Annotated in this window: 24 protein-coding genes and 2 tRNA genes; 11 read left to right on the top strand and 15 right to left on the bottom strand. The window is 40.0% G+C overall.

What is annotated here, in order from left to right; all coding sequences use genetic code 11:
* Positions 1-178: 178 nt before the first annotated feature.
* Positions 179-4,153 carry an AAA domain-containing protein gene (locus ACO1XM_RS06970; protein WP_486227246.1) on the bottom strand — a complete coding sequence of 1,325 codons (3,975 nt, stop codon included), beginning with the start codon at positions 4,151-4,153 and terminating at the stop codon, positions 179-181.
* A gap of 185 nt (positions 4,154-4,338) precedes the next feature.
* On the opposite strand from ACO1XM_RS06970, the gene clpB reads away from it, so the two are divergent.
* Positions 4,339-6,948, top strand: a complete 2,610-nt coding sequence (gene clpB / locus ACO1XM_RS06975; RefSeq protein WP_486227248.1) for an ATP-dependent chaperone ClpB — start codon at positions 4,339-4,341, stop codon at positions 6,946-6,948.
* 119 nt (positions 6,949-7,067) lie between these two features.
* Here clpB and ACO1XM_RS06980 read toward each other — a convergent pair whose 3' ends face one another.
* Positions 7,068-7,850: a carboxylesterase family protein gene (locus tag ACO1XM_RS06980; protein ID WP_486227250.1), complete on the bottom strand. Its 783-nt coding sequence runs from the start codon at positions 7,848-7,850 to the stop codon at positions 7,068-7,070.
* Between the two features lie 199 nt (positions 7,851-8,049).
* Positions 8,050-9,627, bottom strand: coding sequence for a GAF domain-containing protein (locus ACO1XM_RS06985; protein WP_486227251.1), 1,578 nt, complete (start codon positions 9,625-9,627; stop codon positions 8,050-8,052).
* Between the two features lie 50 nt (positions 9,628-9,677).
* Between ACO1XM_RS06985 and ACO1XM_RS06990 the strand changes: the two genes are divergently transcribed.
* Positions 9,678-10,274: a TIGR04282 family arsenosugar biosynthesis glycosyltransferase gene (locus ACO1XM_RS06990; protein WP_486227253.1), complete on the top strand. Its 597-nt coding sequence runs from the start codon at positions 9,678-9,680 to the stop codon at positions 10,272-10,274.
* On the opposite strand, the gene folB is transcribed toward ACO1XM_RS06990, so the two are convergent.
* From folB to ACO1XM_RS07005, 3 genes are all read right to left on the bottom strand, one after another.
* Positions 10,271-10,633, bottom strand: coding sequence for a dihydroneopterin aldolase (folB, locus tag ACO1XM_RS06995; protein ID WP_486227255.1), 363 nt, complete (start codon positions 10,631-10,633; stop codon positions 10,271-10,273). The genes ACO1XM_RS06990 and folB overlap by 4 nt on opposite strands.
* Positions 10,630-11,358: a DivIVA domain-containing protein gene (locus ACO1XM_RS07000; protein WP_486227258.1), complete on the bottom strand. Its 729-nt coding sequence runs from the start codon at positions 11,356-11,358 to the stop codon at positions 10,630-10,632. Before ACO1XM_RS07000 ends, folB begins: the two co-directional genes overlap by 4 nt.
* A gap of 93 nt (positions 11,359-11,451) precedes the next feature.
* Positions 11,452-12,363, bottom strand: a complete 912-nt coding sequence (locus ACO1XM_RS07005; protein ID WP_486227260.1) for a WD40 repeat domain-containing protein — start codon at positions 12,361-12,363, stop codon at positions 11,452-11,454.
* Between the two features lie 96 nt (positions 12,364-12,459).
* Here ACO1XM_RS07005 and ACO1XM_RS07010 point away from each other — a divergent pair, with 96 nt between their 5' ends.
* Positions 12,460-13,080 (top strand): 4'-phosphopantetheinyl transferase family protein, encoded by a 621-nt coding sequence (locus tag ACO1XM_RS07010; protein ID WP_486227262.1) that lies wholly within the window; start codon positions 12,460-12,462, stop codon positions 13,078-13,080.
* A 10-nt stretch (positions 13,081-13,090) separates the two neighbouring features.
* Entirely contained in the window at positions 13,091-13,660 is a 570-nt protein-coding gene (locus ACO1XM_RS07015; protein ID WP_486227264.1) for a redoxin domain-containing protein, read from the top strand.
* 297 nt (positions 13,661-13,957) lie between these two features.
* Here ACO1XM_RS07015 and ACO1XM_RS07020 read toward each other — a convergent pair whose 3' ends face one another.
* Positions 13,958-14,947: a TolB family protein gene (locus ACO1XM_RS07020; RefSeq protein ID WP_486227266.1), complete on the bottom strand. Its 990-nt coding sequence runs from the start codon at positions 14,945-14,947 to the stop codon at positions 13,958-13,960.
* A gap of 487 nt (positions 14,948-15,434) precedes the next feature.
* On the opposite strand from ACO1XM_RS07020, the gene ACO1XM_RS07025 reads away from it, so the two are divergent.
* Positions 15,435-15,563, top strand: a complete 129-nt coding sequence (locus tag ACO1XM_RS07025; protein WP_486227268.1) for a hypothetical protein — start codon at positions 15,435-15,437, stop codon at positions 15,561-15,563.
* A gap of 50 nt (positions 15,564-15,613) precedes the next feature.
* On the opposite strand, the gene ACO1XM_RS07030 is transcribed toward ACO1XM_RS07025, so the two are convergent.
* Positions 15,614-16,582, bottom strand: coding sequence for a LysR family transcriptional regulator (locus ACO1XM_RS07030; protein ID WP_486227270.1), 969 nt, complete (start codon positions 16,580-16,582; stop codon positions 15,614-15,616).
* 133 nt (positions 16,583-16,715) lie between these two features.
* Between ACO1XM_RS07030 and ACO1XM_RS07035 the strand changes: the two genes are divergently transcribed.
* Positions 16,716-17,135, top strand: coding sequence for an OsmC family protein (locus tag ACO1XM_RS07035; RefSeq protein ID WP_486227272.1), 420 nt, complete (start codon positions 16,716-16,718; stop codon positions 17,133-17,135).
* A gap of 223 nt (positions 17,136-17,358) precedes the next feature.
* On the opposite strand, the gene ACO1XM_RS07040 is transcribed toward ACO1XM_RS07035, so the two are convergent.
* Entirely contained in the window at positions 17,359-18,201 is an 843-nt protein-coding gene (locus ACO1XM_RS07040; protein ID WP_486227274.1) for a DUF4349 domain-containing protein, read from the bottom strand.
* A 348-nt stretch (positions 18,202-18,549) separates the two neighbouring features.
* Between ACO1XM_RS07040 and ACO1XM_RS07045 the strand changes: the two genes are divergently transcribed.
* Positions 18,550-19,107: an RNA polymerase sigma factor gene (locus ACO1XM_RS07045; RefSeq protein WP_486227276.1), complete on the top strand. Its 558-nt coding sequence runs from the start codon at positions 18,550-18,552 to the stop codon at positions 19,105-19,107.
* On the top strand, positions 19,104-20,177 hold the full coding sequence (locus ACO1XM_RS07050) for a S1C family serine protease (RefSeq protein ID WP_486227278.1): 1,074 nt from the start codon (positions 19,104-19,106) through the stop codon (positions 20,175-20,177). Before ACO1XM_RS07045 ends, ACO1XM_RS07050 begins: the two co-directional genes overlap by 4 nt.
* A gap of 173 nt (positions 20,178-20,350) precedes the next feature.
* On the opposite strand, the gene ACO1XM_RS07055 is transcribed toward ACO1XM_RS07050, so the two are convergent.
* The 3 genes from ACO1XM_RS07055 to ACO1XM_RS07065 all read right to left on the bottom strand — a co-directional run bounded on the left by ACO1XM_RS07055 (position 20,351) and on the right by ACO1XM_RS07065 (position 20,823).
* The gene (locus ACO1XM_RS07055) at positions 20,351-20,626 is read right to left on the bottom strand and encodes a GIY-YIG nuclease family protein (RefSeq protein ID WP_486227280.1); all 276 of its coding nucleotides are present in this window, start codon (positions 20,624-20,626) and stop codon (positions 20,351-20,353) included.
* Positions 20,627-20,667: 41 nt separating this feature from the next.
* Positions 20,668-20,742: transfer RNA gene (locus ACO1XM_RS07060), tRNA-Pro, on the bottom strand.
* A 7-nt stretch (positions 20,743-20,749) separates the two neighbouring features.
* A tRNA-Ala gene (locus tag ACO1XM_RS07065) sits at positions 20,750-20,823 on the bottom strand.
* A 118-nt stretch (positions 20,824-20,941) separates the two neighbouring features.
* Between ACO1XM_RS07065 and ACO1XM_RS07070 the strand changes: the two genes are divergently transcribed.
* Positions 20,942-21,919, top strand: coding sequence for a S1C family serine protease (locus ACO1XM_RS07070; protein WP_486227282.1), 978 nt, complete (start codon positions 20,942-20,944; stop codon positions 21,917-21,919).
* Here the strand turns inward: ACO1XM_RS07070 and ACO1XM_RS07075 are convergent.
* Together ACO1XM_RS07075 and ACO1XM_RS07080 are read right to left on the bottom strand one after the other, a co-directional pair.
* Positions 21,916-22,644, bottom strand: coding sequence for a hypothetical protein (locus ACO1XM_RS07075; protein ID WP_486227284.1), 729 nt, complete (start codon positions 22,642-22,644; stop codon positions 21,916-21,918). The genes ACO1XM_RS07070 and ACO1XM_RS07075 overlap by 4 nt on opposite strands.
* Before the next feature lie 128 nt (positions 22,645-22,772).
* Complete coding sequence (locus ACO1XM_RS07080; protein WP_486227286.1) at positions 22,773-23,279, bottom strand: C40 family peptidase; 507 nt, start codon at positions 23,277-23,279, stop codon at positions 22,773-22,775.
* A gap of 35 nt (positions 23,280-23,314) precedes the next feature.
* On the opposite strand from ACO1XM_RS07080, the gene ACO1XM_RS07085 reads away from it, so the two are divergent.
* Complete coding sequence (locus ACO1XM_RS07085; protein WP_486227288.1) at positions 23,315-24,730, top strand: FAD-binding oxidoreductase; 1,416 nt, start codon at positions 23,315-23,317, stop codon at positions 24,728-24,730.
* A gap of 55 nt (positions 24,731-24,785) precedes the next feature.
* Positions 24,786-25,670, top strand: coding sequence for a hypothetical protein (locus ACO1XM_RS07090; protein ID WP_486227290.1), 885 nt, complete (start codon positions 24,786-24,788; stop codon positions 25,668-25,670).
* On the opposite strand, the gene ACO1XM_RS07095 is transcribed toward ACO1XM_RS07090, so the two are convergent.
* Entirely contained in the window at positions 25,667-26,800 is a 1,134-nt protein-coding gene (locus tag ACO1XM_RS07095) for a carboxylate-amine ligase (RefSeq protein ID WP_486227292.1), read from the bottom strand. The two genes, ACO1XM_RS07090 and ACO1XM_RS07095, sit on opposite strands and share 4 nt — an antisense overlap.
* Between the last annotated feature and the right edge of the window lie 29 nt (positions 26,801-26,829).

The raw sequence follows: 26,829 nt of genomic DNA on the forward strand, positions 1-26,829 counted from the left end.
ATAAGGATGAGGTGAATTATAAATAACTCATCGTCCCTTCGGAGACGGTGAAGGTACAAGAGTTGCTCTAGCCTTTAGTTTCTAGCTGCGAGCCTTTAGACAGTAGGTGAATACTTACACATCAGGAAATACTAATAATCGTTTCAGCTTATCAATATTTTACGTAAGTCGAGAACACTCAGCTTGCCTGATGGTTAGCTAATTTTTGTAAGTCGAGTAAAATTCTGTTCTTATCCAACCAATAATTTCTACTGAACAAACGAATAAACCGCCAACCCTTTTTCTCTAACAATAAAGGTTGATAAACATGCGCTGCTTTAGCTGACAGTGAATTTCTATAGAACTCATCATCGGTGAGCACCAGTGCTTTTCTTTGATCGAGGTGTGTAACCACCATATCAGAAAAAGGAAAAGGTGTGGTCCGCACAAATTCTGAATGCAGTTTACCACTCAAATACCACTCACGTGCATGTTCACTTTGAACATCCTCAAGGGCAATGCGCTGTTGTCTGGAGGCAACCATAGCCGCGTACTCCAAGTATTTGCGCAATAAACGTGGCCCTTCATTTTTAACTTCATCTACCCTCAGCATCTCAGGTTCAATGCTGCTAACAATAATTATTTTTTCGCGTGCACGTGTTATGGCCACATTCAATCTGTTTTCGCCACCGGCCTGACTTAAACTACCAAATTGTAGGTTCATGACTCCCTTTTTATCGGGAGCATAGGCGATGGAAAAGATGATGATGTCACGCTCATCGCCTTGAACATTCTCAATATTTTTAACCAGTAAATGCTGCGGCCAAGTTATTTTTTCTTCAGCGAATGCCTTCTCCAGCTTGTCGTAAATTAATTGTTGCTGCGTAGCATTAAATGTAATCACCGCAAGACTCTTTTCCGGCTTTGTTTTATGCAATACTAACACACGTTCAACAACAATTTCCGCCTCCGCTAAATTGGTCTGTTGCTCCCAAATACCCTTTACCGATACTACTTCAATGGCCGGCTCTTCATTAGCCAGGTCATTAAAGTCAGGAAGCATTTTTAAACGGTTTTTATAGAAGTGCTTATTAGAGAATTCAATTAAATCGTTTGACTTACTCCTGTAATGCCCTTGTAAATAAATCGAAGGCAAGTACCTTCCGGCCAGATCCAACAGCGAGGCTACTTCAGTATCAGGCAATTCGTTTTCCCAATCCCACCGTGTTTGATATAAGTCACTTGGTTGTAGTTGTTGTGCATCACCCGCTATCATTATCTGTTTACCTCGTGCGAGTGCTGGTATACCACGTTCTGCGAAACACTGCGAAGCTTCATCGAAAATAACCAGATCAAATATTTCTTGTAAAGGAAAAATAGCGGAAACCGATTCTGGTGAGGCCATCCAGCATGGCATGAGATCAAACAACTCATGATGAAAGGTGGAGATCACTTTTCTCAACGGCCATATTTTCTTTTTCTTCGTTACCTGATGTTCCAGATCACGATAAGTGATTGGATTATTTAATCTGTTAAACTCTATATGCTCATAAACACGTTCTCTCGCCCTCACCAGCAAGAGTTGCCTGGATAATTTCTGCTTTTCAGTAACAGCTTCCATCAATTCTTGTTCCATGTCTGCAAACTGCTGGGTGGATGTTAATCTTAGAACAGGATATTTCGTTTCGAGATGGCTAAGCCACTCAAGTCGCAGACTGTTCTGAAGCAAGCTTTCAAATTTTGCAACGTCCCACTCAGCCACAGTTTGCCACAGTTTTTCAATGACTGCCTTTTCATTAATCGATAAAGCGTTTTTCAACGCATCAAAGGCCACCAGATCTTCGAAATCATGCTGTAAGGAATCTTTCAGCAAAGCAGCCTGTGCTTCATCATTCAGCAAATTTCTGATTTGCGAAACTGACAGATGCCGCTCCCACTGTAGTCGTTTGGTCGGAATTTTTTGGATGATCTCTTTAAACTGGTCAAGCCACTGAAAAAATTCATAGCGTGAAATTTTAGTTGGATTCGCATAGCTCTTTAATTCCCTTATAGCATTAAAAAGCAATTTGGCGCGGATGGCATTCTTCTGACTTTCAAACCAATGCAACAATACATTTGAATCAGTGGCAGCAGGTGTACCTTTTAACCAACTTGCCGCACGCAATGCTGTTAAATGATGCTCAAGATTTAAGCGATTGTCCAGCCGGGCTTCTAAACGTTGAAAACCTTTTCGGTTGTAATCCAGGCCATTGGCGATCATGACACGCTTCAACCAAAACTTATCTTCCGAGAACCACTCCCATCGCAACAGTTGTATAAAACTTCGTTTGCGTGCTTCCATTCGTTTGTATAGCACCGCCTGAAATTTAGATAATTGATCTGCAGGAAGTGAACGCTCCACACCATCTCCGGTAAAGCAATTCATGCACAGTAATCTCAAATTATCTAACCAGAGCAAACTCGTCTCGTCATCGCGCTCGGTTAGCATATGATTAAAGAAATCATAAACCTCGTCAGCACTCAGCTGCCTGCGCATTTCATCCAGCATCCCAACAGATTCCAATATAGTCTCGGCAGTATCTACAGTCATGGGTGTACCCAAGACAGTATGCGTTTGCATTTCAAAATAATGCTTGAATTCAATAAGTTCATCAATACAATTGCCGATGGCCTTCAGATCAGGAAAGCTTAATTGTGCAAATGAGTTTCTGTTCTTCCAGGTATAGGCATCATCTTCAAAGCGATGGGCATAGCGCACATAGCGTTTCAGTGTGGATATGAATCCGGGTAATACTTTAAAATCAAAAAAAGCATACTCCTGCTTTACATTAATGCTTTCCTTTTTGGGGCTGCTGGTTAAGTACAACTCTTTAGCACTTAAACCACATTCATCATCGTGAAAAAGTGCCGTTCTATATTCTTCTAAAGCATCTGATAGTGTTTCAATGGTACGGCTTAGCTGATTGAAGGATCGCTCTACCTGTATAGCATCAATGCTCCTGTTTTGGTTCTTAAAATCCTGGATCGCATCTATCTGCGTGGCAATGGTCGTATAAATGTCTTTGCGATCGTTACGAAAATCATGAACCAGTCCAATGAAATTTTTCAATCCCAACTGACTCAAGCGTTCGTGCACCACATCCAGTGCTACTCTTTTTTGACAAACCAGAAGTACCTTTTTACCTGTGGCTATTGCATCACAAATCACATTGCTGATTAGTTGTGATTTACCTGTACCAGGAGGGCCTTGTATTACTATTGAATTACCCAGTTTAAGTTTTTGCACAGCATGCTCCTGCCATTCATCTATGGCTAAGGGTGTAAAAGTATTCTCCTCTCTTACCTGACGTTGGTTGTCCTCGAGGTTTAATTTACTGGTAAACAGGTTTTCTAGATTATTATAGTTGCCCTGTTTGATCAATGCTGTATAATCGGGAAGCAGTTGAGAGCCTGCCTGAGGAAAAATTCCCAACACGGCTTCTGAATACAATTTTAATGTGCCTTGTTGATGTGCTTCATCGAATTCACTTTTCTTATATTCTTTGAAAGTAATCAGCTCATCAATGAATAGTTCAGTATTAAAATTAAGCTCTAGTTTATCCTTTATCAACTGATACAACTGTGTTCTGAATACTGTGCTGTCGTTGTCCCAATCTTCAAAAGAATAATCGAGCAGGTCTTCGTCCAAAGTCAATTGATTGAAGTAGGCATAGGCCAGCAGAAACGATTTATTAAAAGTAATACCCGCATCCTCTCGCAGGCGCAACATCCAATCGTTATTAACTTGTGCAATACTTACCGGAAAAAATAATAAAGGACAGCGTACCAAAGTACCATCTTTAAATTTTCCTTGTACAAAAGGCCAGCCCACGTGAAGATCCGTTGAGCCCCTTTCTTCAAATAAAAAATTATCTACCCGCTGCAAACGCTTTATCCGCTCGCTCATAACATTATTGCTTTCCATGCGGCTATCAAGCACTTGACCCAGGGCAATTGACTTACCGGCTATCATGGCCTCAATAATTGAAAAGGATTTATAGCCTTTTAAAAAGCTGAATGATTGGATATCCAAAAGCTGTTCGGCATGCAATCTTGGTAAAAAGAGCGAGCGGTTGCTGCCGCTCAGGTTGGTAAGCCTGCGTAAAAAATGTTGTAGAGTGCTTGTTAATTGCATGTTCAAATCAATCCGAAAGCTAGTTGAATTATAAATATTTCTATTGTGTCTATTTTACAGTTTATAGGCCATTCTGTCTAATTAATGATTAAAATCACTGAATTCAACTGCCATATTTTCCTAAAAAAGTGATCTATTTAAGCTGGATTGTTGTTTGATGAACGAAGGTAGGAGAGAAAATTACTATGAACTTCGAGAAATTCACCATAAAAGCGCAGGAGGTTCTGCAAAAGTCCGCAGAGATCGCCCAAGCGAACCAGCAACAGGCCATAGAACCAGGGCATGTGCTGAAGGCTTTATTAGAAACGGATGAAAACGTGGCTTCGTTTCTCTTTAAGAAGCTTGATGTAAATCAAAACCTCTTAAAACCGAAGTTAGAGGAACTTGTTGCCTCTTACCCAAAGGTGGTAGGCTCACAGGCTTATTTGTCTACAGCATCAAATAATTTATTGCAACAATCTGAAAAAGAGTTGAAGGAATTCAACGATGAATTTATTGCTGTCGAGCATCTATTACTTTCATTTTTGTCTACAAAAGATAAAGCATCACAACTTTTAAAAGATGCTGGGCTGGAAAAACAAAATTTGATTAAAGCCATTAAAGAGTTGAGAGGTAATGCACGCGTAACCGATCAAAATGCGGAAGCCAAATACAAGTCGTTGGAACGTTATTCCAAAAACTTAAATGAATTAGCCAAGCTTGGCAAGATTGATCCTGTTATTGGTCGTGATGAAGAAATTCGCAGGGTACTTCAAATACTTTCACGCAGAACAAAAAACAACCCTATCCTGCTAGGTGAACCTGGTGTAGGTAAGACTGCTATTGTAGAGGGCTTGGCACAACGCATTGTGAATGGTGATGTGCCTGAAAATCTGAAAGAAAAAATATTGGTGTCGCTGGATATGGGTTTACTCGTAGCGGGTGCCAAATACAAAGGAGAGTTTGAAGAAAGGTTAAAGGCCGTTATCAAAGAAGTAACTGATGCCAACGGGCAGATTATTTTATTCATTGATGAAATACATACTTTAATTGGTGCCGGTGGTGGAGAAGGCGCCATGGATGCTGCCAACTTATTAAAACCAGCATTGGCACGTGGGGAACTTCATGCCATTGGTGCTACAACATTAAAAGAATATCAAAAGTACATTGAAAAGGATAAGGCACTGGAAAGACGCTTTCAGGCGGTGATGGTGGACGAACCATCCGTTGAAGATTCTATTTCAATTTTACGTGGTATAAAGGATAAGTATGAGTTGCACCATGGTGTGCGCATTAAAGACGATGCCGTGATTGCTGCTGTTGAACTATCCAGTCGCTATATCAGCGACCGTTTTTTGCCAGATAAAGCTATCGACCTAATGGATGAGGCCGCTTCTAAATTGCGTATTGAGATGGATTCACTCCCGGAAGAGTTGGATGAGATGAACCGCAAGATCATGCAACTTGAAATTGAGCGCGAAGCTATTCGCAGAGAAAAAGATACTGAAAAAGAGAAAATACTTAGCAGGGAAATTGCTGATTTAAGTGAACAAAGAAATACGCTTAAAGCGCAATGGGATAGTGAGAAAAATATTGTTCATGGTATTCAGAAAGAAAAAGAGAATATCGACAAGCTTAAGTTTGAAGCTGAGCAGGCAGAGAAAGCTGGCGATTATGGAAAAGTAGCCGAGATACGTTACGGAAAAATTACGGAGGCGGAAAAACGTCTGAACGAATTCCAACTCAACGTAAAATCGCTTAACGGACAATCGCTGGTAAAAGAAGAAGTAGATAGTGAAGATATTGCTGAGGTTGTAGCCAAGTGGACAGGTATACCGCTCTCTAAAATGATGCAAAGTGAAAGAGAGAAATTACTGTCGCTGGAAGATGAATTAAGTAAGCGTGTAGCTGGTCAGCAGGAAGCCATCAAGGCCTTGTCGGATGCCGTACGCAGAAGTCGCGCAGGTTTGCAAGATCCTAAGCGGCCCATCGGTTCCTTTATTTTTATGGGAACTACCGGTGTTGGTAAAACTGAACTTTCCAAAGCATTGGCTGATTATCTGTTCAACGATGAAAATGCCATGGTTCGCATCGACATGAGCGAATATCAGGAGAGACACAGCGTAAGCAGATTGATCGGAGCACCTCCTGGCTATGTGGGCTACGATGAAGGCGGTCAGTTAACAGAAGCAGTACGAAGAAAACCTTATGCTGTTATATTACTGGATGAAATTGAAAAGGCTCATCCGGATGTGTTTAATATTTTACTGCAGGTGTTAGACGATGGTCGACTGACAGATAACAAAGGAAGGGTTGCCAACTTTAAGAATACGATCATCATCATGACAACCAATATTGGTTCTCAGATTATACAGGAAAATTTCGAGAAACTTACTGAGACTAATTACTTCGATGTAGTAGAACAAACAAAAGATGAAGTAATTGCCTTACTGAGAAAATCCGTTCGTCCTGAGTTTGTAAACCGTATTGATGAGATCATCATGTTCCAGCCATTGTCTAAAAAAGACATACGCAAGGTCGTTGACATCCAGTCTGATCTGATCATAAAAAGATTGGAAGAGAATGGCGTGAAACTGGAAATATCTTCGGATGCCAGAGAACGACTGGCTGTATTAGGTTTTGATCCTCAATTTGGTGCGAGACCACTGAAGCGTGTATTTCAACGTGAAATTCTGAATGAACTGTCAAAGCAACTATTGGCAGGAAAAGTGAAGAAAGATGAAGTGATTTTTGTTGACTTGAAAGACCATACAGATTTCGTGTTTGAAAATATTCAGGCCGCTGTAGTGGTGTAATAATTAATTGCCACAGATTTCTCAGATTTACACAGAACTAAGTTTTTCCATCTGTGAATATTTGTGCAATCTGTGGCATAATTATTTCAATATAAATGCATTGAATTCCTTAAATATTACTACTTCCGCTTATCAAAAAGCCAGCTTAAGAAATCCGGTTCACGAAAGGCATAATCCCAACTATTGTGATTGACTCCTTTGTATTCTGTATAGCGAACAGCTTTATTATATTTTCTGATACGATCAGCCATTACCCTGGAGTGCTCAACCTTCACAACTGCATCAGCATCGCCATGAAATAACCACATAGGCACTCTGGCTGCACGTTTATTAAATTGTAAGGCATCGCCTCCTCCACAAATAGGCATGGCTGCCGCAAACAACTCCGGGTAGTGATGAACAATTTCAAAAGTACCCATACCTCCCATGCTTAATCCAACAACATAAATCCGCTTAGGGTCAATGGATTTTTCATTTATTAAATTTTGAATGAGTGATACAACGAGTTGAAGCGATTTGGTTAAAGGCCTGTTGTAATTAAAATCTAATTGTAAGGGCATCTGCGATCTGTCCACTTTAACAGAAGCCCAGTAATCGCTTTCAGGACATTGAGGAAAAACCACATAAGCCGGGAACTGTTTTCTGTTTTCTTCATTCAAAAAAATGGAGGCTCCATGTGTTAACTGTTTTGTATTATCAGATCCTCTTTCACCAGCACCATGTAAAAAAATAACCAAAGGCATTTTTTTTGCCTGCACATCATTTTGCGGAATTAACATCTGATACAATAAAGTGTCAGCTTTTTCGTTTATATAGATGTGGGGTTTAAATTCCCCAGGGGTTTGTGAAAAAATTTCAGTGTATATGAATGTCATCAGGAGTATAAACGGCATTTTTTTCATCTTAATGGAATTTAAAACAGAGTAAGATTGTTAAACAAAATTAACAGCTAAAGATAAAAAATTAGTCGATTGCCAGAACCACATAGGCTTCATCGTTGTTATAGTAATGGTTTAAGGATTGGTGATTCTCTCGTAACAGAGAGATGTGTTGGTAAGGAGGGTTTGGTTGGATGCCCCGGGGTGGTTCCCCGGGGTTTTTTTATTCATTCAGGCTATCTCTGTCTAAAGTTCTCCCTTCATGTAAAATATCGGTAATCTTGTGAACTACTTTATCCAGTTCCTTGGTGGAGCGATCCAGCAAATCAATGTAAGTCATTAACTCATCCATATCTTTTGTCATGCGTATTAACTCTACCAGGCCTAAAATTCTGCTGAGTGGTCCGCGTAATAGGTGAGCATTTACAAATGCATATTCTGTCAGTTTAACATTCTGTTCATTCAAGGCGGCTGTTCTTTCCTGCACCCTGGTTTCAAGCGATTCATTAATACCCTTTATTTCATCAGCATATCGGGTGAGTTGCTCGTTTTGTTTAATTATTTTTTCCCGCTGAGCTATAATTTCCTGTTCAGCTTCTTTACGCTGTGCAGAATTGATGGCCATGCATATCAAGTCAGCCACAGACTTAACAAATACCTGGTCTTCCTGATCCCACACTTTCATTTCTCCCTGTTGCTCACAACAAATCACACCCTGAAATCGCCCATTCTCAATGTAGGGTACATCCAACATAGAGTAAATACCTAATGGCTTTAAATAGGAAGTTGTAAATATTGAGGTAGCCGGATGCATGCGGGCATCGTCTGCAACGATCACCTTCTCCTCCAATATAGCCTGGAAGTAGGGGGCGTAATCAGCCTGATACAGTTTAAGACCTTGTTGTAATTCAACAGTGCCATTATTGTATTGGGCAACACATTCTATGCAGTGTTGCGCTGCATGATAATGCCATATGCTTACCCGTGAAGTCAACAATGCTTTTGCGGTAGCTGATAAAATATCCCGATAAGCCATTGCCTTATCTCCTTCTACTATCCCCCGACACGTAGCCAAGTTAATCAGCACATTAAGATAGTGCTCATTTTTCTTCCGCTGCTTATCAATAATTGCATTTTGCTCGCTCAGTGCATCCTGCGTTGCCGACAATTCTTCCATGCTTTGGCGAAGTTCTTCTTCCGCAGCGCGCAATTCTTCATTTTGTAATTCAGATTTCTCTAATGATTGGTATTGTTGTGTCTTAAAAGCATTTGAAATCAAATAGACTAATAGAATAAAACCAATAATTAAACTCGCCTGATAAAAGGAAGATGAACCAGCCGAATACGTCCATTGGGTAATCGGGGCTGGCCAGTAAAAAAATGCAGCAACACATAAAACGCAAATACTTGTCCAGACGCGCTGCCATTGCTGATCTAACATAAGCAGTGACAAAAGGGGTGTTAAACCAAGCCAGGGCAACATGGCAAAAAAGGCTGATCCTGAAAAATAGACCAGAATCGCTGTAAGTGAAAATGCCACCAAGACAAAACCATGGGCTATCCACCGCCAGTTACTTTCTTTTAGTACCCATAAAAAGTAACTGAGAACAATAAGAGAGACCGCCATGGCATACCGGGCAGCCAGGAAACCGGTGATGAAGGTAATACCAATATACGCTGCAGAAAATAAGACTGATAATAACAAGGCTATAGCAAGTAAACTTGCCCTTCGGTAACTTTCAGGAGAAAGTTTTCCAATGCGTTTAGATAAAAAAGAAGTAAATACCTCGTTGGGTAACATCAACCAGAATAAAACAGTGAATAAATTTAGTCTAAAATCAATCAGAACAAATGACCTCCCGTAATAATCTTCTGCTCATTTTTTATAAAAACCCCGAATCGGGTAAAGTCAAAACCCGATTAGCAGCCACGCTTGGAAACGAAAAGGCACTCGCTGTTTATTTAAAACTGGCAGAACACACTAAAAACATAACTGAGGGCCTGGAAGCAGATAAACTTGTTTTCTATTCGCAAACTGTAGAAATAAAGGATCAATGGCCGGACGAAATATACAAGAAGCGTGCACAATCAGGTGACGATTTAGGCGAACGCATGCTGAATGCCTTTCAGCATGGTTTTAATCATGGCTATAAGAACATCTGTATTATTGGTACGGATTGTCTTGAACTTAACCACACCATTATTGAAAAAGCCTTTCATGCTTTGGAGCAGCACGATGTAGTGCTGGGACCTGCCAAAGATGGCGGTTATTACTTATTAGGAATGAAAAAGATGTACGCTGATTTTTTCACCAATAAAAACTGGAGCACACAAACAGTTTTACACGATACCCTCCTGAATGTTTTGCAACAGCATGCATCTGTGCATTTACTGCCACTACTAAGTGATGTAGACGTAGAAGAAGATCTTAAAGGGCAATTCCTCTAGTTGCGGTTGCGCGAAACGCTAACGACAGCGCGTTTACATTTACCGCCAATCGGTGGGTTCTGTTTGGCTATTTTTATTTCTACCTGGTCAACTGAAGGTAATTGTGTGAATACTTCCTGCATGATTTTGTCCGCAACGTATTCCAGCAGCTTGGAGGGTTTCTCCATCTCGTTTTTAACGATCTGAAAAAGGGTTTCATAATTGACGGTACCCTCCAGGTCATCTAAAGATGCTCCTCTTGAAAAATCTGCTTCAACGGCAATATCAACTGTAAAATAGTTGCCCGACTCACGCTCGTGCGGGTAAACGCCATGGAAGGCATGAAACTCCAGGCCTTCCAGTGCTATTTTTCCTTTCATCCGATTTCGTCAAAAAATGATTTGAACACCGGCTTGGCGCTTGTCATAGCCACTGTGCTGTGCTCAACAACTACTTCTTTATGAATAAGTGTTTCTTTAACCTCCTGCGAAATAATATCAGGTTTGGCTTCCTGCACTGGTATAGGTGCATTTTGCTTCTTTACCTGATTGCGCACAATTTTAAGATGCTGATCTGCATCAAAGGACTTTGTCTGTGCTCTGGCTCTTTCAACGCGTTCTATAGCATCGTTAGCAATGCGTTTCATATCCGCCATCAGATCTTCGCGTGAAGTCTCCAATCGCTTATAGTTTTCTACCATCAGTTTAAGTCGATCTTCCATGTCGGCTATAATTTCTTTAGCCTTCATATCCGCCTCTTCAATCGTATCTTTTGCTTTGCTCTTGGCTTCGCTCAACATAGCTTCTGCACGCATGTTCGATTCACGCAAGTGCAAGTCTGCCGTTTGTCTTGCCTGTTCTATTACATTCGCCCCTGTATCTTCCGCTGTTTTAAGTGTCTTGTAAAGCGAGCTTTCAACTTCACGCAATTTGGCCACTTCTTTTTCTGCACCTTCAAGCTTCAGCTTCATTTCCTTTACCTCGTCAAGCGTGCGTTGCCACTCCTGCGAAAGGGTGAGCAAAAAGGCATTAACTTCATCTTTGTCGTAGCCGCGAAAATTCTTTTCGAACGACTTCTGGCGGATATCCAGTGGTGTGATTCTCATGTTTTTTTCGATTAAGTGGTAAAAAAATAGAACGGGATTTCACCGCCCTCCAACTTAGTATACAACTCCCCTTTTAAGGCGCTTGTTGTAATTTCATTCAAATATAATACTCCAAATCGATATTGTCCTATCATCGCTCGCGCTAATTACCTGATTTTCATGGCTTGACCACAATAATTTGTTCACCGAAGTGCCATGCCCGGCATGCCTCGATTTGTCAATAACCTTCAGAAGTTGCTGGCTTTCCGCATCCCAAACTTTGATGGATTTATCCATACTAGCTGTAACAAAATACCTGCCATCCGGACTTAAGGCCAGGTCGTTTATGGCAAATAAATGTGCCACCACCTCGTTTACCAGTTTATATCCACCACGCGCATCCCATACTTTTAAGCGTGCATCGCGCGAACCGCTCATCAGATAAAGGCCATCCTTTGTGTAGCGGAGTGTGAATACCGAATTAGCATGTGCCTCAAAGGCATATTTTAATGTCAGATTATGCAAGTCAAAAATCCTGATAAAATTATCACTGTAACCAACAGCCACCTCATTCAAAACACGGTTAACAACAATACTGCGTACACTTTTCTCGCTCACACGAATCTGGTCGATAATCTTGGCTGTTTTTAAGTTTACGCTGACCAAAGAACCATCGCCCGTACCCACCAGCAACAGGTTATCAATTGAGGAAATATCAAATATCGCTGCGTCCGTTAATTTTAATGAGGCTACTTCTCGTTTCTCCTGCCAATTAATGATGTGTATACCGCTGTAATTATGCCCCGCTATTAACAAATTACTGTCTTCATGCCGATGCAAGGCATATACTGACTTGGGCAGTGTGGCTATAAGCTGTCCCTCATCCGGTTTAGTCAGGTCCCACAACACAATCATCCCATCACCGGCTGCCGAGAAAAAAAGATTTGACTGGTCGCCATGAGCAAGTGTGTAAACACAATCGTTATGACCTCGAAAACTCGACAATTTTTGAACAGCAATGGGCATGGGTATTAGATAATCGTCTGTAAAATTGAGTAAACTTTAGTTCAAATGATAAACTTGCATAGTTTTTAAAAGCACAAAACTTTAGCTTTGTTACCAATGCCATTACTTAGCCTTATCAAAGATAGCCAATCTGCTGTTGCCATCTGGAAAATTGAAGAGCCGGAAGATCAGCTATCAAGTTTACTCACCGTCCATGATTCAATTCCAGAGACCATTACCCACCCGAATAAAAGAGCTGAAGCAATGGCAGGTAAGCTTACAACAGCACTTTTACTAAAAGAGTTTGGTCAGGTATATGAAGGCGTGATTAAAAATGAACATGGCAAACCTTTCCTTAAAAACTCAAATTTTCACCTGAGCCAAAGTCACTCTTTTCCGTATGTGGCGGTGATTATTTCTGCAAATCAAAATGTTGGTATAGATATTGAACAACCTAAGAAGAACCTGGCCATAGTAGCACCCCGGGTGTTTAGTCAGGCTGAACTTAAACGAACAGGTGCTGATCTTACAAGATTATGCATTTACTGGTGCGCGAAAGAGGCACTCATAAAATTATATGGAAAAAAAGATCTCAGGTTGACCGAAGAAATTAGTGTAGAGGATTTCACTTTTCAGACAAAAGGTAGTTTTACTGGTAGAATATGTAGAAAAGGGCATGAAAAATCTTATGCTTTATACTACCTTGTACATGAAGAATTTGTTTTGGTGCATAACTAAACATTCACATATGAAAAAGATCATAAGCTTATTCGTTTTTATCTCAGTTTTATCAGTTGCTCAAGCACAATCATTGAGCGATTTCTCTTTGAAGAATGTTCTAGATACCAAGGCCATTTCACTAAAAGATTTTTCGGCCTCGCCAGGGCTTGTTATCATTTTTACAAGTGTTGCCTGTCCCTTCGATGGTTACTATGGAAATAGATTGAAGCAATTACAAAATGAGTATGGTGGAAAACTTCCTATACTTTTAGTGAACTCTTACACAGAAGCTCCTGAAGCCGAAGAATGGATGCTTAAGACAGCACAGGCCAATGGGCTTACGCTTCCTTATTTAAGTGATAAAGACCAAGTGTTAATGACTCAGCTTAACGCGCAAAGAAGTCCTGAAGCTTTTGTTTTAAAGAATACGAACGGCCAGTTTACCGTTGCTTATCATGGCGCTATTGATGACAATGCGCAGGCCGAAAATGGTGTGAAGCAAAGCTATCTCAAAGATGCCATCGAGAATTTACTCAATGGTAAAAATATTATTCAGGTCAGCACCCGACCTGTCGGCTGTTATATAAGGAAGAAGTAATTTTGGCCTCATGCTACTTCAAGTCCTTAAGCTCATAATGTTAATTTAACTAGTTGCGGATGTGAACTAGTTTTCATTTTTTCCCTCACTTGCAAGCGGCTATAGTAAGGTGAAAACCAAAAACCTTGAAACTTCAAGGCTTTTAGTTACAGTAAGACCATGCTGAAACGGAATACCATAGCTCCTATTCATGGACAATTCCCCATTCTTAAGAGATGCGACTATGCCGATTTTGAAATAAAAGTATCGTCTGCTCATTTAAAAAATTAATTCTTTAGAGGTGACCTGAAAAGATATTTACTTTTTAGGTAAAATTGTGCCGGACACTAAATCAAAACTAACCGCATAAACTTTTTCCAAGCCATTGTCTTTGCTTTTGAGTACACTTATTAAGTCCTCATAAGTATTTTGCTTATCTGTATTCACCTTGGCCCTCGCACTGGTGAAAAATAAAAATTTTTCATCCGCAGAAACAAAAGGACAATAATCAATGGAAGAAGAATTGATAGGTTCTGGGAAGCGAACTGCTGGTTGCCAATTGCCATCAGCCCCCATAAGACTAATAAATAAATCAGCACTGCCAATATTCCCCACCCTGTTGTAAGCAGAGAAGATGATGAATTTTTCAGTCGGAGAAATAAAAGGATTTATTTCGAATGTAGATTCATTAATAGCGGCACTCAAAGAAACTGGTGCTATGTACTTATTATCTTCCCACTTGCTGTAATAAATATCGGAACCCTTTGTTCTTTCGTATTGAGCTGTGAAATAAATTGAGCCGTTGGCTGCCACGGTTGGATAAAATTCGTTTGAAGCAGTGTTAACTGGAGCGCCCAGATTTATTGGGTCAGACCAACCATTTTCAGTCTTATCTACATACCAAATGTCTGTGTCTTTTTTATCAGGATTCTCAGGCGTTGGTCTATTACTCACAAAGTAGAGTCGCTTACCATCTGGAGAAAGTGATGGCTCCAGATCATTGTACTGACCAGAAAATTTTGCAATTGCTGGTGCAGACCATTTACCGTTCCTCTTGGTTATTCGAACAATTGCGCTGAAAGATCTTGAATGCCCTTGCATGGTAAAGAATGCCTCCGACCAATCTTTGCTTACCGTTAAGTCACGATATGGCACATCATGAGGTAACAATTCAATAATAGAAGGAACCGATCCTATTGAAGAGAAAGGATCTTGAGCACATACAGGTTGAGATGAGATGCCCGGACTGAACATGAGTGTTACTACAAGTAATCTCAGATTCTTAGTGATTGAGAAAATGTTTTGCATCAGAATTAATTTTAAGGTTTACGTGAATAAAAATACTGCTAAAACATTTTTTGTGATATCAATCATCGATCAAATTAAATTCTCATAAGGTCAAATAATAAATTTTTTTATTAAGACCACACCGTTGTGGGCTGCCAAAAGATTAAGGATTTAAAATTAAATCAGGGTCTGATAAATAAAAGCACTAACTAAGGCAACCGCTGGTAGTGTCACTGGAAAATGATCCCTCAATGAGCGTAGCTGAATTCATCAGAATTATTCTCTCCTCTCACTTTTGTTAAGTTGGTAAAAGACATTTTTAATTTCTTGTATTGATACTACAATAGTTGATAATCAATTATTGGTTGAAGCACCTGAAGCAGAAGAATGGATGCTAAAGACAGCACAGGCCAATGGACTTACCCTTCCCTATTTAAGTGACAAGGAACTGGTGCTAATGACTCAGCTTAATGCACAGAGGAGTCCTTAAGCTTTTGTTTTAAAGAACATGAATGGTCAATTTACCATTGCCTATCATGGCGCTATTGATGACAATGCGCAGGCCGAAAATGGTGTGAAGCAAAGCTATCTCAAAGATGCCATAGAGAATTTACTCAATGGTAAAAATATTGTTTAGGTCAGCACCCGACCTGTTGGCTGTTATAGAAGAAAGAAGTGATTTCAATACTACTGGTACTCATTCAAAATTTTCATAAAATAGGGCGAGTCGTTCCACTTAATCCGTTTGTATTTTCTACTTACTTTTAAAGGTTCAGGTAAGCAGTTCCAAATTACCTCGCTCATTTTTTCTATCAGAAGTTTGCGGGTAAAAGACTCACTCACCACCAGACTGATCTCTCTGATAGGTACAGGGGGCTTAAACATTTTACAAAATCCATCTTCTAATTCATTCATCACCGATAACCACGGAACAACAGCAAAACCTAAAGAAGCACGAACAAGATTTTTTAATGTTTCTATGGAGTTGATATCGTACATGAACTGTTCATGTGCTTTTTTACTTCCTCTCGTGCAGATATCCAGCAGTTGGGCATTGTAACAATATTCATTTTGCAAAAGCAGTAATTCGAGTTTATCCTTCTCTCTCAATTGAAAAGTTTTCTCCTTAAGTCCCGGATGTTTCGGGTGCAGGTACGCTACGAAGGGTTCCTGGAACAAGGGAAATTCTTTTAAATAAGCATTACCTGTTGGTGTAGCCATGATCGCCACATCAATCCTGCCGGTATCTAATCCATGAATAAGATCCATGGTAGACGATTCCTTAATGACGAACTTCATCTTTGGCATTGCCAACTCCATTTCTCGGATAAACAATGGAACCAGATAGGGAGAAAGCGTAGGAATCACGCCTATGTTCAGAGAGCCTTGCAAATCATTCTTTTTGTTGATTACCAAATTCTTAATGGCATCAGCTTCCCTGAGTATTTTTCTGGCTTTTTCTATGATTTGTTCGCCCACAGGGGTTGTGGTGAGGGGCACATGCGATCGGTCAAAAATTTTTACACCGATTTCTTCTTCCAGGTTTTTGAGTTGAATCGTCAATCCTGGCTGGCTAACAGCACATAATTCAGCCGCCCTGGCAAAGTGCTTTTCCTGATCAAGCGTTACAATGTACCGGAGTTGTTGTAAGGTCATCTATTATAAGTATTATTTATATTAATATAAAATTATTAATTTGATTTAAAACCAGCAAGCCCCCACCTTTACATCATCGAAACGACCAAGTTCTCTCACACAAATAAAATGTTACACTAAAAATTAAATGATTATGAAATTCACACGTAAAGCAAGCGCACAATGGCAAGGAACAGGAAAAGATGGTATGGGAGCACTTACAACCGACAGCACGGTGCTAAACAAAACCCAGTATTCTTATAAAACAAGATTTGAAAACGGAGTAGGTACAAATCCGGAGGAACTGATTGGCGCGGCCCATGCAGGCTGTTTTACCATGCAATTAAGTTTTCTGCTTGATGCAGCAGGTTATACCAACAAGCAGTTAGATACCGAAGCACATGTTGTCTTCGAAGATGGCGCCATTACCCAGATTCAATTAAAGCTGGTTGGTAAGGTTGAAAATATTGATGCAGCCACTTTTCAGGAGATTGCAGAAAATGCAAAACGCGTTTGTCCTATCTCAAAAGCATTAAATGCCATGATTACACTTTCTGTTGAATTGAAGAAATAAAAGGCTGGATATGCATCTCCTACTCTTAAGTCTCAAGCAGGGATTTTTGAATAGGGAAACAAAAGACCTTCTCAAAAAAATTGAGAAGGTCTTTTGTTTTGGTTGAGGTGAGATTATTCAAACATCCGACCCCACTTCTCTTTGTCTGGATGAATAATCTCCAACTTTCAGGGACGTTGTCGCTTATAAGTTGTAAGAGTCATGCTGAATTAAGATCAATACTCTATTTAACGACCGCTTCTAAAATTCTCTTCTTTCTTTTAAACCAGAAAAAGTACCAGCTTATTCCCATAAAAATTAGTAGTGGCCACAAATAAGCTAAAGTCACCAGTATATTCATAAAACCACTCATGCCCGCGCCAAAGGCTTGTGAGAATTTTTCTGTTAGACTTGGTCCCGATTTAATTTCAACAACTTGTTGCTCGACTACCTGATAGAATTCAAGTTGAATGGTGCTGTACCTGACCTGATCATGCAAAAAATTGATTCGACTCACAGTAGCTTCTATTTCTTCATGCAATTCACCAATCTGCTGCTCGGCTTTGAGTAGTTCTTCGATGGTACCCGCTTTGTGGCGAAGAATATCTGCATACCGTTGTTCTACTTCTCGTTTTGTTCTTAACCTCGATTCCAGGTCAATAAATTCTTTTGATACATCTTCAGTATTGATTTTTCGATAATTCACAAAAACAGCTTCCTCCTCAATTGCTTTGAGCAAGTCGTCAAAATAATCACTTAGAACACGAATCGTTACATGCTCTGTAAGTATAGGGTTTTCCAACTCCAGGTTAGATGAAGCGATGTAGGCCGAATATTTCCGTACCGCTGTTTCAATTAATTCCTGACTTTTTTTAACGTTACTTACCTGAAAACGGTAATCCGCTGTCTTAATCATTTTACCCCTTCCATCTGAGTAAACATCTTTTAAAGGAGTAGCTGACAATGGATCCTGCTTAGCGTTCACCATAGTTATATCTGTTAAATCTAATTGTTTAGATTCATTCGATTTTTGGGCACAGGAAATCAGTACCACGGCCATTAGGACTATGAACATCAGTTTTTTCATAGAATTTGTTTTAAGTAAAGCCGTCTACTGAATAGCAGACGGCCTGATTATCCTACTTGGATTGAAGAGAGTCTTGAGGAAGCTCTGTAGTTAATGTGGAATCAGATTTCACAACAGTGGAATCAGCCACAGATGCTCCCTGGTCTTTCTTCGTTGATTTTAAATTGCAGGAAAAGACCGTGATCAGCACTCCAATTACCATGATCGAAAGAATTTTGTGTTTCATAGTTAATTAATTTAAGATTTTCGCCTTTATCAAAAACAGGCCATTCGGTAACCCAACAAAAAAATATTTTTACCTTGGGTTACTTTGAAGTTCAATTTTGATTAAGCTCGCAATTGTCTACTATGCCATATTTTGATGAGCCATTGGTCTCAGAATTAAGAAAAAAGAGCAACGTTGCATTAAAGCAATTATATAAAGCTCACTATCCTATGGTTTTGAATCTGGTGCTCACCAATAATGGAACTGAGCAGGAGGCTAAAGACATTTATCAGGAAGCGATAATTCATTTTTATGGAAGATTGCAACAGACTGAATTTGTGTTGACCTGCAAGATTAAGACCTATCTCTACGCGGTTAGCCGAAAGCTTTGGCTAAAAAGACTAGTAGCACGAAAAAAGGAATTACGGATTGAGGAAGAAGAACGGTTTGCAGGAATTGATGAGGCACTGGAAGATTTGGAATCCAGGGAAAAAGAATTTAAGGCAATGGAAGAATCTTTGAATCAATTGGGCGAGCCGTGCAAAAGTATTTTAGAGGATTTTTATCTGCATAGTAAGACGATGGAGGAAATAACAAACAAGTTTGGTTACACAAATACCGATAATACTAAAAATCAAAAGTATAAGTGTCTTCAACGATTAAAAAGATTTTTTTTTGACGAACGAGCAAAGCAGTTATGAGTATAGAGGAGATGGATTTACTGGATGGATATGCAGCGGGTTCTCTAAGTGAGGAGGATAAGATGCAAATTGAGGAGAGGATGAGCATCGATGCATCTTTTAGAGAAAGAGTTAAAGCACATGTATTATTTGTTCGTGCTTTCAAAGAGCATGAAGAACGAAAATCCCTTAAAAAGACTTTGGATATTCTTCATAGTGAGCTGGATATCTCTACTCCCCTGAATATTACGAAATCCAAACAAGGCTATCGCCTGCAAAGTTATTGGCCCGCCATAGCAGTAGCAGCTTCAGTGGCTTTGATATGCGTTGTTGGAGTAATTTTTATGGTCAAGTCTTACGACCAAGGGCACCAGGCTAATTATCTTGAATTGCGAAAGAATGTAGAAAAGCTCAATAAATCTCAAAATCAGATTCTTGAGAATATCAAAAAAAATAAAGCACAAGGTATTTCACCAGGTAAATATAGCGGTTCTGGATTTTTAGTATCGCCCAATGGGTATGTAGTTACTGCCTACCACGTAGTAAAGTCTGCTGATTCAATATTTATAGAGAATGAAAAATTCGGAAGGCTTAAAACAAGCCTTGTGTATGGGGATGCAGCCAATGATATTGCTTTCTTATTAATATTGGACAGCCAAATCAATAAGAATGCTGCGATGCCGGTAATTAGAAAGAAGGAAGGTAATCTTGGAGAAGCGGTTTATACATTAGGATTTCCACGAGAGGATATTGTATATGGGGAAGGCAGCATTAGTGCGGCAAGCGGTTATGAGCAAAATGAAAACTCATATCAGGTATCCATTCCATTAAATCCAGGTAATAGCGGTGGCCCCATGATTGATCAGCAAGGCGCGGTGGTTGGAATTATTAGTGGAGTTCAAACTGAGACAAGGGGAGCGGCCTTTGCCATAAAGTCAAGTGTATTGTTAGAGACAATCCAAAACATTCCCGTTGATTCACTAGCGAAGCCAATTAGTTTGTCTGGTAAAAATCAATGGGGAAGTATGACGAGAGTAAGCCAAATCAAAAAGTGGCGTGATTACGTTTTTATTGTAAAAGTTTATAACTAAAACTAAAGAGAGGAAAAGGAGGATCTTGATCTGTATGTAAAACCGAACTATTAAAGAATCAAAATGATTTTTAAATAGTAACATTGATACTACATAATAAAAAAGGCTTGAATCAAATAGATTTAAGCCTTTTTGTCGAGGTGAGATGATTCGAACATCCGACCCCCACGTCCCTAATCACGCTCGGGCGTGACGCTACCGGGCTGCGCATTAGACATGTCGTCAAGAAATCTTTTAGCGCCACGCTTTTTGATTTTTCGCTCAAGAATCATGGCATCTGAACGAGTGGGTAGCTTGGTATACCAGATAATTTTCCAGGGTTGTTCTTTAAGGGTGTGACCAGCATCTTCTCCATTATGGTCAAGAAGTCGTTTAATCAGATCATGAGTCTGTCCAGTATAATAACGCCCAGATCTTTCACTTTGAAGTATATAGACAAAGAAATCCATATAAAATGAAAACCCATTGCTGTGAAGCGCAATGGGTTTTGTCGAGGTGAGATGATTCGAACATCCGACCCCCACGTCCCTAACGTGGTGCGCTAACCGGGCTGCGCTACACCTCGAAAAAAGTGGAGAATATCGGAGTCGAACCGATGACCTCTTCCATGCCATGGAAGCGCTCTAGCCAGCTGAGCTAATCCCCCTTTTTTAACCGGACAAGCGTTTTTGCTTATTCGGGCTGCAATTATACAAACTTAGTCTCGAATCCCAAAAAGTTCCCACCAAGCCAAATTGTCTTTCTTAAAGCCATAATAGCATAGAATGTCAACTGGCGCTGTCTTTGATATCTGGTATAGAAAAAAAGACATGGATGCATTCTCTACAATGATTATTGAGGCCGTTGCCAAAACAAAGAAGGCGGTTGTTAAAATAGATGTGTACAAAAAAGATAAAAACGGTAAGCCAAAAGCTGCCGGATCAGGTTCCGGATTTATTTTTTCCACTGATGGCCTGCTCTTTACCAACAGCCATGTAATAACTGGCGCTGATAAAATAATGGTCAGCCTGTTTAACGAAAATGAAATAGAAGCCGTTCTCCTCGGGCAAGACCCAGATACAGACCTCGCCATTTTAAAGATTTCCGCACAAGATTATACAGTCGCCAGGCTCGGTGACAGCAGTACGCTGCAAATCGGACAATTTGTAATTGCTATTGGTAACCCTTACGGCTATCAACATACGGTTACAACGGGGGTTGTAAGCGCTTTAGGAAGAACATTACAAACGCAAAGTGGCCGGCTGGTAGATAATGTTATTCAGTCAGATGCCGCTTTGAATCCTGGCAATTCTGGTGGCCCGATGATTAATACGGAAGGTGAAGTAATTGGTGTGAATACAGCTATTCTGCAAGGGGCTCAGGGCCTAAGTTTTTCAGTAGACATCAATACCGCCAAAGAAATTGCCAACCAGTTAATACGCAATGGGAAAGTATTTAAAGCGTATTTAGGCATACAAATTCAGGAGGTTGAAATCAATTCTAAAATAAAAGCGCATTACAATCTTCCCAATAAAAAAGGTTTGTTTATTACCAAGATCGAAACAAACTCACCTGCTTCATTATCGCAATTACAAGAGGGTGATATCCTGGTAAACTTTAACAATCGCCAGCTTAACAATAATCAGGATTTGTTTAAAGAACTTACCCGGAAAGAGGTACTCCGCATGATTGATATAACCGTAATCAGGCACAGTGAACTACTCCATTTTAGTATCGCACCTGCTGAAAAAAAGCTCGCTTAATACTTGCCTTGTAAATCCATCATACGTTTGCCCGCCTCTTTGTTCCCCAAATCAGCAGCCTTGCGATAGTAGCCAACGGCTTCACGTAAGGTTGCCTTTTTCTTGGCAGGCGCAAACTTGATCCGATTGGCACTTTCCTCAAGGGCTTTACCTTTCAACAATAAAGTTTCTGATTCACTTAATTTCAATTTACTAACCAGGTGGTCAACTTTCATTTCTTGTTCAGCAAGCGCCTGTTGTTTCTTTTCCAGTTCAATAAAACTGTCATGCAAATCGCTCTCCTGTACCTTTACTTTTTCCGACAGTTCTTTATTTACTTTTTCAAGCGAGTAAATTTCCTGCAAGCGCAGTTCTAACTCATCTTTTAATGAGGCGATCATATCAAAATAGAAACTTTCATTGGTCTTCATTGTTTTTAATGACTGCTCCAAAGAACTTATCTTCTTCTCAGATCGCACCACATGTTCATGAATCGCCTGAAGGCGCACTGTATAATCGTCTTCTGAAGCACCTTCAACCATGCTTATTTTCAAAAGCTTACGGCTGGCATCAATAGAGTCTATCATTGATCCGACCTCCTGCAAAGTCACCATAACTTCCTTATTCAGGGTCAGTTCATTTTTCAGTGAATCATTTTCTGATTGCAAAGCCTCCAGTTCTTCTTTAGGCGTACAATTAATCAGGATAAGTGCAAGGGAAGCACAGAGAAGGATTTGAAATTTCATGAGGTTTTTTTTCAAAATTAGCAGCTGAAATTGGTAATTAATTGCTCCAACTGCAATAAGAGTTAAACATTTAAATTTTACAGATAAATAAACAGTTTTACCGATAAACAGTGATTAAAAAAAGCAGGTTATTTTTCTATCACCCGCCTTGCCTCTCGAAAACTCTTTTGATAGTAATCCGCAAATAAATTGGCTTCCACCACGCCCAAAGTACTGGATGCGTGAATAAACTTCACATTGTCTTTTGCTTTTTTTTCTGTGACCAGCCCCACATGGGTGATTTTGCGTTTTCTTTTACCTGTAGCAAAAAAAACAAGGTCACCTGGTTGTACCTCTTTAAGTTTTACTTCCTTTCCAACTTTGCTTTGTGCCTCACTGGTTCGGGGAAGCGGGTAATCTATCGCACGAAAGGCGTTTAACAATAATCCGGAGCAATCCATACCTGAGCGCGTAGTACCCCCATATTTGTATGGAACACCTGTATACATACGTGCCGTCTGTACAACCTTACCGACTTTTTCTTCGCGAACCCTGGCCTTTTTTTGCGATGCACACGATAGCAGAAAAATGCCTGATAGCAGTAATGCTTGAAGAAGAAGCTTTTGACTAAATTTAAGTCTGAAAAGTAGCTTCATATACGTTTAAAAAGTAAAGTAAATATACGCTTTCCATGGCATTTGCAGCAGTAGTTCCCGCCCTCATTCAACAATTTGAACAAATAGTAGGCCAGCCTAATATCATTATCGATGAGGAAAAACGCTACAATTATTCGCATGATGAGACAGAAGATTATTCATTTCTACCCGATGTAGTACTGAAACCAGGTAGTACTGAGGAGATCAGTGCCATTATGAAGTTATGCAATGCGCATACCATACCGGTTACACCCAGGGGTGGTGGTACAGGTTTGAGTGGTGGTGCCCTACCCATCAACAAAGGCGTAGTTATCTCCATGGAGCGTTTCAATAAAATCATCAACATTGATGAACTTAACCTGCAGGCTACAGTAGAGCCTGGTGTGATCACGGAAGTATTTCAAAACGCTGTAAAAGAAAAAGGATTATTCTATCCGCCTGATCCAGCCAGTCGTGGTACATGCTTTATTGGTGGCAACATTGCCGAAAATAGTGGCGGCCCTAAAGCTGTTAAGTATGGCGTTACCCGCGACTATGTACTGAACATGGAGGTAGTGTTACCAACCGGTGATGTGATCTGGACAGGCGCCAATGTATTGAAAAATTCTACCGGCTACAACCTTACACAGCTTATGTGTGGTAGCGAAGGTACTTTGGGTATTATTACTAAAATAGTTTTCAAGCTGCGTGGTTTTCCACAAAAATCAGTTTTGCTGTTGTTACCCTTCATTACCAATGAAGAAGCATGTAAGGCCATAGCGGAAATTTTCAGAGCTGGTGTGAGCCCGTCAGGCATGGAGTTTTTCGAACGCGAAGCGGCTATGAAAACAATTGATTATTGCGAGAAAATTTATGCTGCAAAGGTGACCACCACTTTTCCAGAAAACATGGATGCTTATCTGCTTTGCGAACTAGATGGCAATGATGAGGAAGTATTGATGCGAGATGCCGAGCGGGTAATGAACGTAGTTGAACAGTTTCAATGTGGTGAAATTCTATTTGCAGAAACGGCTGCGCAAAAAGAAGAGCTCTGGAAAATTCGGAAAAATATTTCACCGGCTGTTAACGCCTACTCACTATGTAAGTCTGATGATGTAGTGGTGCCCAGGGCTAACTTGCCTAAACTCATTAGTGGTATAAAGGAAATTGGTAAGCGTTATGGATTTAATTCAGTTTGTTACGGCCATTTAGGCGATGGTAATCTTCATGTAAATATTATGAAGGAGCAAATGACTGAAGAAAACTGGACTAAGCAAGTACCTGAGGGTATTGGTGAGATCTTTAAACTCACGGTGAGTCTGGGCGGAACTTTATCAGGTGAGCACGGTATAGGCATAGCAAAGAAACCTTATATGAACATTGCAATGCGCGAAGCAAACCTGGTAGTTATGCGTGGTATTAAAAAAGCTTTTGATCCTAATGGCATATTAAATCCCGGTAAAATATTCTAAATTAGCATAGCTTCTTATCCTATCCTGAGCCAGGTAGAAGTCAAAAGGAATTTTTATGAAAATTTTACTTTTTGTCTGCCTGTTATTGGCAGCTATCAAGGGTAGCGCTCAGGAAAATCCATCGGATACGCTCAGTATTTATCGCATTGAAACAAATGATGGTAACGAATACATCGGCACCATACGCGCACGCACCTCAGAAACGATTATATTAAAAACTGTACAACTTGGAGAAATTACTATACGCGTAGCAGACATAGTCAGGATAGAAACCATTTTAAAAGACAGAATTAAAAACAACCTATTATGGTTTGAGAATGTACAAGCCACAAGGTATTTCTTTCAACCCAATGGTTATGGTCTAAAAAAAGGAGAAGCCTATTATCAAAATATTTGGGTAGTATTTAATCAAGTGAGTTATGGTGTTACCGATCACTTCTCAGTTGGTTTTGGAACCATTCCGGTTTTTTTATTTAGCGGAAGTGCTGATGGACTCCCATTTTGGCTTACGCCAAAAGTTTCTATACCCCTTGTTGATAATCGGGTGAATGTAGGTGTGGGGGTATTTTATGCAAATGCGTTTGGCAGTGGTGAGGAAGGCCTTGGCATTGCTTATGGTTTGTCAACCTTTGGCAATAAAGACAGAAACCTTACACTGGGTATTGGTTATGGTTTCTCAGGTGGTGAGTTTGGGCAACTTCCAGCTATAACACTAAGTACGATGATACGAACAGGACAAAGAGGTTATTTTATTAGCGAAAATTATTTTATTACTTCAGCTGATGAAACCTTTGCCCTTGTATCAATTGGTGGACGTAGAATTATTAAGCGAGCAGGTCTAGATTTTGGATTATTTATTCCATACAGTTCTGACCAAACAATATTCTTCGCCCTTCCATGGCTTGGGCTTACCTTTCGTCTTGATAAAAAGAAAAACTAAATAGCTAAACCATTTTCAAACTCCTGAACATTGAAACGGGTAACTTCATGCAAGTCGTTGCTGTTGATATAAATCTGTTGTTGTCTTGATGCACTGTTACCTGAATCCAGAATTCTGTGGAGTACACTCACATACTTTTCGTAATTATATTTTTGAATATAGGGAGCTAGTTTGCTAAGCCAGTATTTCATATCCTCTTTTATGGCTATAGGTTTTTTGTTACTCTTTATGATAATCTCCCCTTGTAAGCCATAGCGAATAGCTCTCCATTTATTTTCACGCAGTACCCATCGCAAAATACTTTTGTGTTTAATATTCCATTCTTCGGTATGGTCTACAAACCAGAGAGCCAACATGTGCACAAAAGCAGCAATCGCTAAAGCTTCTTCTAAAGTAGCAGGCTCATCACAAATTCTTAACTCAATTGTACCGATGGCAGGACTGGGGCGTATATCCCACCACAAATCTTTCATACTGCCAATAGAGTTAGTGCGTATTAATGAGTTGTAAAGTTTTTGAAATTGCTTCCAGTCCTTCACCACATTGGGCATACCGCTGGTGGGCATTGATTCGTACATGGTCGGTCGTGCTGCTGCTAAACCAGTGTCCATTCTTTGCCAGAAAGGCGAACTGGCTGATAATGCCAATACATGTGGCACAAAGTGAAGTAAGAAGTTATTAAACTGAATAGCAAAATCACCTGAGGGCATGCCGACATGAATATGCATTCCATAGACAGCCATTCTACGAATCAGCCATTGATTGCGATCAGCTAAATCATTATAACGTTGTGAGGGTGTTATCATGCGTTCACGATAATCTGCTTCCGGATGTGTTCCCGTAGACGAAATTTTAAGGCCAAGTTCAGTTGCCTTGGCATATACTTGCTTTAACGAATCATGTAAATCTTTCTTCGCTGCATGTACATCCTTGCATACACCCGTAATCACCTCAAGTGTACTTTTAAAAAACTCTTTTTTCAAACTTTCTAAAGCCAATCCATCTATAATTTCATGCGCCCGAGGCGTTAATAATAAACTTTGGGCATCCAGTACCTGCAATTCTAACTCAACACCCAGCGTAAAAGGCTTTGCAGACGGATTAAATACTAAAGGTTCCTTCTTCATCATCGCTAAATAAAGTATTTTTGTTGGCTTAT

The organism is Chryseotalea sp. (assembly GCF_057350905.1).